Origin of the sequence: Ectobacillus sp. JY-23, from assembly GCF_023022965.1 — a bacterium.
GTDB lineage: Bacteria > Bacillota > Bacilli > Bacillales > Bacillaceae_G > Ectobacillus.
In genome coordinates this window covers 3,082,575-3,095,941 of record NZ_CP095462.1, presented here as the reverse complement: position 1 = coordinate 3,095,941, position 13,367 = coordinate 3,082,575, and the positions used below count along the sequence as shown (strand labels likewise).

General features: G+C 40.2%; 12 protein-coding genes and 1 pseudogene. 1 reads left to right on the top strand and 12 read right to left on the bottom strand.

Translation table 11 applies throughout. From position 1 onward, the window contains the following. Positions 1 to 35 precede the first annotated feature (35 nt). A complete protein-coding gene (locus tag MUG87_RS15670; RefSeq protein ID WP_247083379.1) occupies positions 36 to 1,220 on the bottom strand; it encodes an MFS transporter in 1,185 nt (394 codons plus the stop codon). Between the two features lie 245 nt (positions 1,221 to 1,465). On the opposite strand from MUG87_RS15670, the gene MUG87_RS15665 reads away from it, so the two are divergent. Continuing rightward, entirely contained in the window at positions 1,466 to 1,816 is a 351-nt protein-coding gene (locus tag MUG87_RS15665; RefSeq protein WP_124565461.1) for a winged helix-turn-helix transcriptional regulator, read from the top strand. Between the two features lie 41 nt (positions 1,817 to 1,857). Here MUG87_RS15665 and MUG87_RS15660 read toward each other — a convergent pair whose 3' ends face one another. The 11 genes and pseudogenes from MUG87_RS15660 to MUG87_RS15610 all read right to left on the bottom strand — a co-directional run bounded on the left by MUG87_RS15660 (position 1,858) and on the right by MUG87_RS15610 (position 13,288). Further along, the gene (locus tag MUG87_RS15660) at positions 1,858 to 2,229 is read right to left on the bottom strand and encodes a rhodanese-like domain-containing protein (protein ID WP_247083377.1); all 372 of its coding nucleotides are present in this window, start codon (positions 2,227 to 2,229) and stop codon (positions 1,858 to 1,860) included. A 24-nt stretch (positions 2,230 to 2,253) separates the two neighbouring features. Next, positions 2,254 to 3,042, bottom strand: a pseudogene (locus MUG87_RS15655) (FAD-dependent oxidoreductase); the annotation flags it as partial. 29 nt (positions 3,043 to 3,071) lie between these two features. Beyond that, positions 3,072 to 4,136 (bottom strand): GGDEF domain-containing protein, encoded by a 1,065-nt coding sequence (locus MUG87_RS15650; RefSeq protein ID WP_247083375.1) that lies wholly within the window; start codon positions 4,134 to 4,136, stop codon positions 3,072 to 3,074. 316 nt (positions 4,137 to 4,452) lie between these two features. After that, entirely contained in the window at positions 4,453 to 4,905 is a 453-nt protein-coding gene (locus tag MUG87_RS15645) for a FixH family protein (RefSeq protein WP_247083373.1), read from the bottom strand. Positions 4,906 to 4,917: 12 nt separating this feature from the next. Continuing rightward, positions 4,918 to 6,309, bottom strand: a complete 1,392-nt coding sequence (locus MUG87_RS15640) for a PepSY-associated TM helix domain-containing protein (protein WP_247083372.1) — start codon at positions 6,307 to 6,309, stop codon at positions 4,918 to 4,920. 222 nt (positions 6,310 to 6,531) lie between these two features. After that, a complete protein-coding gene (locus MUG87_RS15635; RefSeq protein ID WP_247083370.1) occupies positions 6,532 to 7,341 on the bottom strand; it encodes a sugar phosphate isomerase/epimerase family protein in 810 nt (269 codons plus the stop codon). Positions 7,342 to 7,355: 14 nt separating this feature from the next. Further along, positions 7,356 to 8,321: a DUF6005 family protein gene (locus tag MUG87_RS15630; protein ID WP_247083368.1), complete on the bottom strand. Its 966-nt coding sequence runs from the start codon at positions 8,319 to 8,321 to the stop codon at positions 7,356 to 7,358. Next, the gene (gene asbD / locus MUG87_RS15625) at positions 8,314 to 8,589 is read right to left on the bottom strand and encodes a petrobactin biosynthesis protein AsbD (protein ID WP_247083366.1); all 276 of its coding nucleotides are present in this window, start codon (positions 8,587 to 8,589) and stop codon (positions 8,314 to 8,316) included. The genes MUG87_RS15630 and asbD overlap by 8 nt, the downstream gene beginning before the upstream one ends. Next, complete coding sequence (locus MUG87_RS15620) at positions 8,586 to 9,818, bottom strand: AMP-binding protein (protein ID WP_247083364.1); 1,233 nt, start codon at positions 9,816 to 9,818, stop codon at positions 8,586 to 8,588. The genes asbD and MUG87_RS15620 overlap by 4 nt, the downstream gene beginning before the upstream one ends. After that, a complete protein-coding gene (locus MUG87_RS15615; protein ID WP_247083362.1) occupies positions 9,805 to 11,535 on the bottom strand; it encodes an IucA/IucC family protein in 1,731 nt (576 codons plus the stop codon). The genes MUG87_RS15620 and MUG87_RS15615 overlap by 14 nt, the downstream gene beginning before the upstream one ends. After that, on the bottom strand, positions 11,519 to 13,288 hold the full coding sequence (locus MUG87_RS15610; protein ID WP_247083361.1) for an IucA/IucC family protein: 1,770 nt from the start codon (positions 13,286 to 13,288) through the stop codon (positions 11,519 to 11,521). Before MUG87_RS15610 ends, MUG87_RS15615 begins: the two co-directional genes overlap by 17 nt. Positions 13,289 to 13,367 lie beyond the last annotated feature (79 nt).

Here is a 13,367-nt window from a genome sequence, read left to right as displayed (position 1 = left end):
GAAAGCTCTCTTCGTGGTTTTTCTCAAATGAAATGTTATGATGCTCTTTTTTCTAATTGCATACTCCATCTTGTTAACAAAACAGCTCCGGCTACCATAATAGCTCCTACCCAGCCGGTATGAACAAGCCCCATCGAATCTGTTACGACACCGCCAAGGTATGAACCAATTGCGATACCAGCATTAAAAGCAGCGATATTAATTGCAGACGCCACATCCACGGCGCTTGGTACGTAGCGTTCCGCTAATATAACCACATATACCTGTAAGCCAGGTACATTCATGAATGCCAGCAATCCCATAAATAAAATGGTCAGTAACCCAGCCACTTTAAACGGTGCTGTAAATGTTAGTGTAGCTAATACGATAGCTTGTACAATAAACATAAAGAACAGCGCGCGAAGCGGATTTTTATTGGAAAGACGTCCACCAATGACGTTACCAATTGCAATGGCAATACCATATCCTAACAAGATTAAGCTTACTGCCTCAGGCTTAAAGCCGGTGACTTTCTGAAGAAGTGGTGATAAATACGTGAACGTTACAAATGTTCCGCCATATCCTAGCGCTGTAATAGCAAACATAAGTAGCAAACGTCCATTTTTAATCAATTTTATTTGATCTGCAAAGGAAGCTTTCGCCCCTTTACGAAGGTTAGCTGGTATTAAAACGCTGTTACCAATCAAACCAATTATACCAACTCCCACAATCCCCATAAATGCAAAACGCCAGCCAAATTGATCGCCTAAAAATGTTCCAATTGGTACACCAGTTACTGTTGCAACTGTTAAACCAGTAAACATAATGGCAATCGCACTTGCTCGTTTATTTTCGGGTACTAAATCGGCGGCAATTGTGGAGCCAATGGACATAAATACACCGTGCGAAAGTGCCGATACAACTCGAGCAATCAGCAATACAGTAAATGTTGTGGCAGTTGCGGCAATCGTGTTACCTACAATAAATACAATCATAATCCATATCAGTAAAGTCTTTCGTGACATTGTTGATGTAAGAGACGTTAACACGGGTGCTCCAATTGCAACACCTAGTGCATATAAAGAGACCGTTAATCCCGCCATTGTAATCGTAACATCTAAATCTTTTGCAATCGCAGGTAATAACCCTACGCTAATAAATTCTGTTGTTCCTATACCAAATGCGCTGATCGCTAACGCTAACAGTGCAAACATACTTCTCTTTTCATGTGCTGTTTTCATATATGCCCTCCTCAAATCTTCTTTCTATATGTGTATACAGCAAATCAGGGCCCTTGATTTGTGTTACTTTGTTGTTCAACGAATGTTATTATAAAATCAGCACAACATAAAAAACAGTACGTACTTTAAAGTAAGGTAGGTACTTTAAAGTACCTATAGATAAAGCGAACAAGCAATGCTATGGTAGTAAAGAATAGAATGTGAGTTCTACCTCACTTTAAATAGAATGCAAAGGAGTTAAAAGGATGTACAAGTATAATATTCCTGTGGAAGCAACACTTGAGGTGATTGGCGGGAAATGGAAAGTAGTTATTCTATGTCATTTGATTAAAGGAACAAAGCGGCCGGGAGAATTAAAGCGCCTTATGCCGAATGTTACGCAAAAAATGTTAACGCAGCAGCTACGTGAATTAGAAGAACACGGAATTGTGAAACGTACGGTTTTTAATGAAGTACCTCCGCACGTTGAGTATTCTTTGACGGAGTACGGATGGTCACTAAAAGGGATTTTAGATTCCATGTGTGCATGGGGCGAAGGTTTTATTGAAAAAAACTATGATGATAAAGCGGCTGTGGTGATGCCGGAAGCAGAGTAATACAGCCATAATAAAAGGACGCTACATAAGCGTCCCTTTCATTATTTAGTCGTTCCATCGCACATCTTATTGGTAAGTGTATAACTTTTAACATTTATTCCTTTTTTCTTTAAAAATTGAATAGCTAAATTACGGTCAAGAGCCTTGCTCGCAATCACATGAATGCGTCCATTTGGAATTTCATGATAAAACCGCGGCAAATATGCATACGGTATGTTCAATGCTTGCGGCATACGCGCTCGACTTTCTTCATTATAATCTCTCACATCTAAAATAACGAGGTTCTTTTGTTTTGTCAGATGTTCTTTACAAATACACGGCACTTGAAGAAATGGGTTATACCGCCGAAACAAGATATGTGCGATTATAAATAAACTAACTATTGATATGACGTATCCTATATTTATCATCATGCCCCGTAAAACCTCCTGAACCGGTTACCTATGATACACGGATGCATACCCATCTAAATTTTTCACATGAAAGCCTGCTTGCTTGAGAATACGACTTGCCAGATACCCACATAATCCAACTTGACAAGTCACGTAGATGGTTTCATCCTTAGACAAACGATGTATATGATTTCGGAGATCATTTAGTGGGATATGAATCGCTTCATATGCAAGACCCTTTTGTTTTAATACTTTCTCATTGTTTCCTGTGACGGCGACTGTTATATCAAAGACTTTCACGATAGAAGTTCCTAACGTTCCTTTGTACTTTACATCACGACCGTTAATATGGTCTGCCACGAGTCGACCTTGACGATTGGCAGGCCATGCAAGTGGAATCATTGTTTCTGCACCATTTACGTAGTCTCTTACTTCAATCGCATCTCCAATCGCATAAATAGACGGATCGGACGTCTGCATGGCTTCATTTACCTTAATCGTGCCTCGTATGCCTAATTCCAATCCAGCATCTTTTGCCAGTGTACTTTCCGGTTGTACACCAATCGCTAAAACAATCATATCTGTTTCAACAGACGCCCCACTTTTTAATACCACTTGTGTTCCTTGTTTAGTAAAGGCTTGAACACCATCTTGTAGAATGAGTTTAACACCATTTTCTCTCATATGATTGTGGACAATCGCTGCCATTTCGTAATCAATTGGCGCCATGACTTGATTCGCCATCTCTATCAATGTAACTTCTAACCCACGTTCTCGTAAGTTTTCAGCCATTTCAATACCGATAAAGCCACCGCCAATAACAGTTGCATGCTTTGTCAAAAACATGAACAAAAAAGAGCTGCTCATACAAGTAGCTCTTCATTGGCCACACATATTTGATTTCGGCCATTCCGTTTTGCAGCATACAACGCATCATCTGCACGTTTTAAAATATCACGGGTGGTGTTCTCAGAAAAACAAAGCGCAGCCCCAAAGCTGGCTGTAACATGACTGACAACAGGAAATACATGTGACTCTATTTCCTGTTTCAATCTCTCTATACGTTTTCTCATCTCGGTGTAGTCCATATTATTTATGACGAGAATAAACTCTTCACCACCCCATCTTCCTACAACTTCATGCTCTGATAAATCCCGTTTTACAAGCTCTGCTAGTTGCTGCAAAACTGTATCTCCCACTTGATGACCGTATACATCATTAATATGTTTAAAGTGGTCAATATCAAAGATAACAACCCAGAGCTGATGAGAACTAGCGGACTGTTGTAACTGTTCATCAATTGTACTTTCAATGCTTCTGCGATTAGGTAAGTTTGTTAAATAATCTGTATACGCCATTTTATTTAAAAGGCTTCGTTCAAAAAAGATATATTTAAATTTCTCCATTACACTCAAGAAAACTACATACGACACATGAGAAAGCAATAGTTGTAGCACAGTTCTTGCTTTTTCAAGAGACAGCCGGCCCTCTATTATAAAAACCACTACCCCCATAACATTCACAGCGAGCAATGCCCAAGAAAAAGTTAAGGCTTTTGTTCGTTCAAATACTAAAAATAATATAATAAACACGAGCGGCATCCATAAGGCAAATCCGTCAATATATTCTGTTCGACCAGTATATTGCGCGGCTAAAAACGTGTAAAACTTGATATTGTAGTATGCACCTACAAGCCAAAACAAACCCTCTTCCGACTTTGCAAACAACGGAGAATTACTCAATAATAATATAAACGACACAAGCAACCAAATACCTATTACGGGAGATGATATGCGATCTACCGTTTCACTTGCTCCGATGGATATACCAAAGACAAAATCCACAGCGCATGCAATAAAACCGATTGGTAATACATACATATACACTTTTTTCTTAACATTTTGCAATGTTGTTTCTTGTTGAATCATAGACATTCTTCTTTCCGGTTTGCCCGTTCTCTATATACGACACATCTAGCTCACCTTTTAAGTTTTACTCCATCCACTGTTTAAAATGGAAATCACATTTATTTATAGTATATTTTATTACATTCTTTATTATAATTACAGTTAAGAGCTCTTGCTTAAAGGTGTAATTTCAGGAAAATATTCAAAATACTATCTTGTATTTATACAATAAAAAAGAACATAATTCAAAAATCGTAAGCATTATCTTACAACATTAGAATCATGTTCTTATGAATGAAACCTTCTTATATCTCTTGCCCGTTTATGTTTTCCTTTATCAGTGATGGTGTCCTTGCTGAGAAGGCTGTTTCTTCGATTGCGGCACCTCTTCTAACTGCTTCAACTCTCGATTGGTGACTTCTCCCACAGCAAAGCGCTTCTTTGGCATTAACTGAAAGTTCTCTCCTTGTACAGTAGCTTGTACGTAATAAATACCTTTATGATGAAACATCGTTTTCACACTATACACACCATCGCGCTCATATTGAACTGGTAAATTCATAGGCTCTTGTTGCTCGTTCCAGATTTTCAAGGAAACGTTTGGAGAAGATAACGCCTTACTGCTTTTTACCTGTATCTGAAGTTGTTGTTCTTTATGCAACTCCACATGTTCAGGTACAATCACATGAGCTTGTACTAGCTCATTTTGTTTTTTCATGCCACTCTCTTTACTTTGCGTACCACAAGCCGCAAGCATTATAACTGCTAATACAACACATACTCTTTTCATTTGCTGTCCTCCTTAAGCTGATAGCCAATTACGAAGAGGCTTGATGTTCGCAATGATAAGTTTATCCAGAATTAGCACCGCAATAATAGATATACCTACAAGTGGCATAATAAGACCACACAATAGCATAATAATCGTTACTCCGATACGAACACGTTTATCCTTTGCCAAGGCTGGTGCGCCTGCTTTGTTTACCGGCTTGCGCTTGCGCCACATCACAAAAGAGCTTACACAAATTCCGATAAGTCCTAAACAAATCACTAATCCTAAAAGTTGATTTGCAAGACCAAATAATCGTCCTTCATGCAGTGCAATACCTAATGTAATACCTTTAGCCATTACACCATAGTCCTCATAACGAACATCACTAAGCACAGCGCCGCTATATTGATCGACATGCAGGGTAGCATTATCTCCTGGCTTCGTATGAGATGTTGTAATACTGTACACACCTTTTGGCCCTTGTGGCATAGACAGCGTATACGGTGCTTTGATATTCTCTGCTCTTGCCACCTTGTTTATATCATCAACAGACAATGGTACATATCCATTAATTTGCGAAGCAGGCACTGGCAAGTTTTCTGTTGCCCAAGGCACATCCTTCGCTATATCCTTTGTTAATGTAGCAGATTCCGGCTTCGGACCAAATCCAAATGAAAAAGTAGGATAGCCTGTATGTGTAGCAGTTGCCAACTTATTGATTTGCTCTCCCATTACACCTGACCAAGGAAGTCCTGTTACAATAAGAAGGAGTATACCACCTGTTAGCCAAAATGCAGGTACTGCATGTAAATCTCTCCATAATGTGCGTCCTCTTTTATTCAAACGTGGCAAGACCGTTCCCCAAATGGAAGCTTTGTTTCGAGGCCACCAAATATATAATCCAGTTGCAAGAAGAATGACGGCCCAGCAAGCTGCTAATTCCACAAGACGATTTGCAACCGTACCACCTACAATTAGCTCGCTGTGGAGCTTTTTGAAAATAGTCATAAATTCTTTCTCTGGCTGCAATTCACCCACTACTTTTCCTGTATACGGATTAACATAGACAGAGAACATTTTTCCTTTTTCAAGTACACTAACCTTATTCGTTCGATTTGCTTCATCACGAACAGTTACCGCAGCAATAACTGCTGATGGATATGCTTGCTTAACCGAATCAATTTGTTTAGATATAGCTGTTTTCTCTCCTTTTGATTCGACAAAATACAAGTCTTTATATAAAGCGTTCTCAATTTGTGGCTTAAACAAATATACCGCTCCGCTTAGCGCCAATATAATGAGAAATGGCGTAAAAATAATGCCCGCATAAAAATGCCATCTCCAAATTGTTTGATATAAGGACTTACCTGTCTTTTGTTGTTGCTTTGGCATCTCATGCGGTGTATTTTGCAATGCTTCCATATTTTCCCCTTCTCTCTTTTTTTCTAACTAAAGTATAAAAAAGAAATGTGAAGAAATTATGGGGTATTTTTGATTGATATGAAAAAAGAGATGTCCTGTTCATACTTTCAGCACATCTTCTATTAAAAAACAGCGCTTGTTGTGGATTGGAAAGAAAAATGAGAGATGTAAAGAGCTAACAGATACAGCATTTTCCCATTTAACGGAAACACGCTGCTTTGATTAAACGAGTTTCTTATACAATATTTCTTGCAATGCAAGTACATCTTGTTGTAACACTCGTTTTACATCGCCTCCAAACCACTCTAAAGAGGCAGAAATGGGTGTCTTAATACTGGAAAAAAAGTCCTGATAGTCTACTGCCCCCTCAAATAGTCCAACCATTCCTTTCCTAGAGCCGGAAGCGGCGTATACATTGGCTGGCTCGAATACATGCAAGTATTGCCGCGATGAAATATTTTTAAGATGTAGATGAGCTATAGCTGGCTGTAATTGCTTGTATGCTTGGACTGGATCAACACCTGACTCCCACATGTGAAGGACATCATAGTTGATGTATAAAGCAGGGTGGTCAATCTCTTCTATCAATTGTAGTGTAGATGGCAGTGTGTCTGCCAATGTATTAGGATGTATTTCAATGAGCAGAGATAGTCCGTGTTCACTGAACTGTTCACAATTACGCCGTAAAGCGCTAACAATCTCTCTTCGCTCGGCACCGTGCGTATATTGGCTCCCTTTCCCCCCTGCAAATGTTCGAATCTTATTCGCTCCCCATCTATGTGCCAAACGAGATAGCGTTTGAACAGATTTCAGACGTTCCTCTTCTTCAAAAGGAATATAATCACTTAACATAGCTGTGTGTAGGTGATAGGACTTTAGCCAATGTTCATCATAGTCATACGCCTCTAAATATCTAGCATGAATTCCCCAAAGTTCAATTCCTGTAAAGCCTGTTTGGCTTGCCCATGCTGCAATCTCTTCAATAGATTGCAAATGGTGCCGAAATGAAATGGTACAAACAGAAAGCTCCATTGTTGCTCTCCTTTCTATTGTGACACAATACAAGTTTGCTGCCATGCTTCAAAGCATTGTTTCAGTGCCTCTTTAATTTTAAATTCACGTTCATCTTGCTCATCCAAGCACGTAAAAATGTCCTGAACTAGGTCCATATTCCTTGTCATTCCAAGCTTCATCGCCCGGTATTGTACTTTCGTGTACCCTTTGACTAAACAATCTACCTCATCGCACCATGCTTCAAACTCTTCATCACTCCAGCAAAGATTCTCCCAAAAATATGCAAAGGCATGCTCGTACGCATATTTCCGAATAGCAAGTACAGGCAGCTGCTGTAAGGCTATGCCAAGCTCGTGCAGCCGATGCTGTTGATTTCCCGTTGTGTAGGCTTGGACGATCTTCCTCACGCCATCTGTCATTGGATTTTCATATTTCTTTAGACATGTGTGGAAATATGCAATTACCGTTTCAGGAGAGGCTGGGTGTATATGCTCCGCATCAAAGTAGTAGCCACCTTTTACAGCTGGCTCACGAATTGCAGCTAAAATTCTTTCTCTTGGCAAATATCCCTCCCAGCGAAAATCCGGATCATACATACACCACTCTTCTTGATTAGCAGTCGGCTCTAGCATCACATAGTGCGGAAATGGGCTTTGATGGAACTTATTTTCACGTTCAGGCAACATGGACAAATCAAGCATGACCATTACATAACGGTTCTCAGGTTTATTCTGCAATAACGTTAACAGCGTTTCCACATTTTCATCCTTTGTTTTTTCTTCCTCATACCAGCGATGAATGTGAATGCCGTATAGCATTTCGTACCATTGTTTAAAAAATTCATGATCTATTGTTTCGGAATGATAACGCAATATATAATCATGACTGATATCAAAATCAGCATCCCATACACCAAAGTAGTACGGACGATGATCAACATCGGCTGTTTTCTTAATCACTTCGCATACACAGCTGACAAAGCAATGCACCTTAATCATAGACCTTCCTCCCCAGATTTTGCTCCATCCCCTCTAGAAATGACAGCAAGGAACCTACCGTATGGAAGTCCTTCGGTACGATTGCATCATCTGGAATGTTGAACCCTAGATCAATTTCAATATGTAAAATAAGCTGCAGCACCATAACTGAATCCATATATAAATCCTCATTTAATCTGGCATGTTCATGAAACGCAGATACATGAGATAAAGCTAATTTTTCTTTCAGAATGTGATAGATGGTGTCATATAATTCCGTCCTGCTCATACCATAATCCCTCCTAGCATACGGCGACTCACTTTACCGTTTGGCAGTTTTTTTATTTCATCTACTTGAACAAGTTCAACAGGAATTTGATGCGGTGCTAAATACTTTTGGCATAATATAAGCAGTTCTGTTATCTCAATAACGGCCACCGACGTGAATTGTGCGCACACACGCTCACCTGCATACATATCCTGCTTCTTATATACAACAGCTTCTTCCAGCCTCTCATCCAATAACAAAACTTTTTCTACCACTGATGGATAGACGTTTAAGCCCGCTACATTAATCATATCGTCCTGCCTCGTAACAAAGCACAGCATATCACCTTTGACATACCCTATGTCCTTTGTAAAGATTTTCCCGTGCTTTGTGGAAATTACAATTTCACCTGGTGCGTCTTCTGTTCCCGTTTGGATTCGCACGTGTGGCAAAGCACGCCCCATTTCTTCCGCATGTCGAAGGTCTGGATGTAATGTCACACATCCTGTTTCAGAACAGCCATATTGCTGCAGCACGCGATTTGCTGTCAGGCAAAGTGCGTCAAGCCAAGACTGCGGCATTAACGTTCCCGAAGTCATCACTGCATTAAACTGACCGACTGGTTTTGCCAATTGAACTAGCATATGAAGCAAGGCCGGCGCCGCATATAAAATGTGGTCTGGATGCTCACGTAATATACGCAGTACATACTTGGGATTTGAGTTTGTTATAATTACAGGCGTGCTTCCTCTTTTCAGCGCTGCAAATACACCACTAATTAAACCGTATGAGTGTGTCACCGGACACGCAATGATCGTGGTACTCCCCACATGTTCAGGAAAGACAGAAGTGTATGCCTCCAGCTCTTCCTCAATCATGAGCCATGTACGCAGGATTTGTTTAGGTGTCCCTGTCGTTCCTGAACTCATTTGTACCAGAAAGCCTTCTCGCTCATTTTGTTCCTTTTTGATGATGGTTGCATCTTCAAATGAATGAAAGAATAGTACATGAGCGGCACTTTCACGCGCAATTTCCTTTGCTGCTAAAAAGGGCGTTGCTACATGAATAGGAACAAAGCTTCCTCCCTTTTTCCATATGTATAAGCACAGCGCAATACATGAAAAAGCATCCGGCAAACAAGCTGCTATTCTCTTATTTTGACAGTCTTGTAACTCTAGTAGATGCTCAAATGCCTGATGATACTTTTCCAGGTCACCGATTGTATAATATTGTTCATTAACAAACAACATATGAAATGTCCCCTTTTTCCGCGGCAACTGCCAACGTATTTTGTACCGTATGATGATATTCTGACTTTGCGTTGTATAATTTTCTCTTTAAAAGCGATTCCACTTGCACAAATGAATCTTCCCAGCATAATCCCTCTGCTCTTTCTCGCAAATGCGGCCTGCTTTCAATGTGCAAATTCATTGCCTTATAAATCAGCTTCCAAAATAGCAATTCATCCACCTTGTAATACTCACTCATTACATAAATCAATTCACTGAAATGAAATACAAACATCGTATCTGTAAATAACTCCCGCAATGCTTCCACAGAGGACATACAAAAGTATTTATCAGGTTCTGCCTGTTGATAATGCTCGTGATACGTTGAAAAATCCGGCACCCATTCCCCGTTTGCAATAAACTCTTCTGTATACTCTACACTTTCATGAAAGTCCCGGGCGATTACGCGAAGCGGCCAACCTTCTTTATGAACCAGTAATAAGTTTTGTGCATGTGCTTCAATTGCGATGCCGTGGGCAAGCAGTAGATGCCATACAGGTAAAACAGCAACATTCACAAGCTGCGTGAACCAGGCTTGTAAGCCATATTTTTGAATCCATGTATCGACAAACGGCGCATGATCTTGCTCTGTTACAAGAAGAGCAGTGAATGGTAGTACGTTTTCACCTTCATTTACATAGTGCCGCACGCTTTTTCTCCAAATTACACCAAGCTGCCCCTCGGTAAGAGCTCTCAGTTGTATAGAAGCAGGATCATACACAACTCCCGCATACTCTTCTAATATTTGAAACCCGCAGCTGTGAAAATATGAATCTGATGAAATAACCGTACGCAACCAACGGGATACTGACGGTGCAGAGGTTACAGACTCCGGCGCAAGCACCCGTTTTGCTGATGTGTTACTCATATTCATAGATAACTTAATATAAGATTTAAGCGAATTGTCTTGATTCCAAAGCGTACGAATAGATTGCGTGGCCCGGTACAAATCTCCCGCGTAACCAAGCGGAATGAGTTCTTTTTCTGTAATAAGCGAGTCCCACTTTTCCTTACATTGCTTCCACTGCCAAGGATGCACAGGCAAAAACGTGTAATCCATTATATTTCCGCCTTGCTGATATAACTCCGTAATCAGCATCTTCCAATCATAGCCACCCAGCTCTTTTTGCCAAAAGCTTTGTTCTTCCGTTGGCAGCATGAGCTTTGTATGCTCTCTTTTTACAGCGAGCCAGTATAAGTAAAATGCTCCTCCCGCTTCAGGACCGAAGCGCTCATGGTCGTAATCAGAAAAGCCTGTGCGCGCTTTATAGCAAGGATGATACGGATGTCCTTCATCAATGGCGGACTCCAGCTCCTCATAGTTCATCTGTCTGCGTAAGATATGATTCACATTCATTTTGTTCCAATTGCTAAGATGAATTGTCCTTTCTAATTCGTGAAGTATTTCACTTTGAATGGCTGCCGGTAATAACTCTGCTACAAGTTCTTGCAACAATACAGGGGCACCACTTTGGCGCTTTATGTCTGATTTGAGTCTAACTCGTTCGAACCCCGTTCTTTTTCCTGTACACACATACTGCTCGGACTGCCCTTGTATATAGTAGATACACGTATTGTTTTGCTGCAAAACCTCTTCAAATACTACTAAGTTTTCATATAATAATGCTTCTACAAGCTGCCTTATTACTCGTTCTGTTGCCTCACACACTGTGTGCATAATGCAGCTCCTTTCGTGATACAAACGGATTAGCAATCGTTACATACACAGCTTGCTCCAAATCTGCAGCCAATTCATCCACATCGTATAAGCGTGTTAGCAAGTTGGCTTTACAAGGAAAACTCTCCTGCGTAAACAACATGTGTAAAAAGGATTTGCCGGGTCCTGTAAAATCCTTCTGTAACTCTTGTAAAGAAATCGTCAACCAATGAACAGATTCTTCTTCTGTTAACAAGCCTTCCACACCAAAACGATGTAGAACAGAAAATATCTGATTTACAAATAAATAGTACGCAAAGCGTTCTTGAATAATCGTATCTTCATAAAATAAATCCGGCTCTAATGATGGTTCTTTCTCTTGTAAGTAAGCTTGATAAGAACGTGATAAATAGTAGCCTTGGTTATCGCGATAATAATACACGGTCGGATATCCTCTACTTACATCTAATATACTGTTTTGCTGATGTGCTTCTAGCGCAATACCGTGTGTATCGTATAAACGCAGCAATGGTTCAATTGCACATGTAAAATAGTGCTGCAGCCATTTTCGACTTACTTCTTGTACAGAACGGTTCTCTTGTAACGTAAGCGATTCTATGATTTGCCGTATATTTGATATTCTGCCGGGCAATGGATCCTGTACGAGCGCAGCAATTGTAAATATTCCTTGGTCATGCCCTTGCTGGAATGGATTAGAACGGATGATAACTTCAAACCCACTTTCTTTTTCGCCAAGTAAATTCACAGTGAGATACGCCGGATCTTGAATAATTCGAAATGAAGCGGTGTCGTACTGCAAGGTTTGTATAAGTCTAGCCATTGCTACTCCTGCTTTTAATTCATGTAATCGATTTGTTCGCAAGGAGTTTGTCACTTTAACAGGAATGGAAAACTTATACATCCATTTACTGTTCTCTTGATATAAAGTACGAATGGAAGACGTTGCTGTGTAACATGAGCCTAAAGGACCTAAGTGAAGAATGTCACCTTTTTGCATAGCATCTTGTACGTAAGACTGCTGTAAAAGCCACTGCGCCTGAAGCGGGTGCATCGGAATCACTATTTCATTTTCTCGCAGCTGGATTTCCGACATTATATTCTGTTGGACAATGGTACGAGCCGACATACCCAATGCTGAATCCTCTTTTATTAGATTCATATGGACTTTGAAGTAATGAAGCTGAAACGTACCTCGCAGTTCCGGTGCATAAGTGCTGTGTTGCCAAGATGCCATGCCTTGTTTGCTTTTTGGTGTTGGATGCAGCCAGTGACCATATACAAGTGACTGCTCTCCTTCGATAAAGGAATGAACCCTATGTTTATGCTCACCTAGTCTCTTTTCAATATAATGAGCCATATTTTGATAGCTTTCCAAAAAACGAACAAGCAACTCATCGCAATGCGAATCATCGTAGCTACCGACATATTTGATTTCTTCCATATGTAATTCTTGGATAAGCAGCACGACAGTTGTATAAAAGTCTTGTTCTCTCCATGTTGTATCTGCGCGGTGAAATACACGTGAAAAAGTATGTCTTCCGACCAGAGAACGATATGCAACTTCTAATATCAGCTCCTGTTTCTGCTTTGGAAGCCTTACATATAATAGTTCCTCACCATTTATGCCACTTGGACATGGAAAATGAACTTCATCCTTTCTATACCACTCCTCTTGACCAAGTTCTTTAAGATAACTGTTCATAAACGCTTGAAATGAAGCGTTCGCAGCTATTTGTTTTGCTGTTTGGCGCATATTTCCACCCTTTCGCCTTAGTCTTCTACAACCTACCGTCTAAGCAACTTGCGCACCTTTCAATGGCGCATCCAAACGT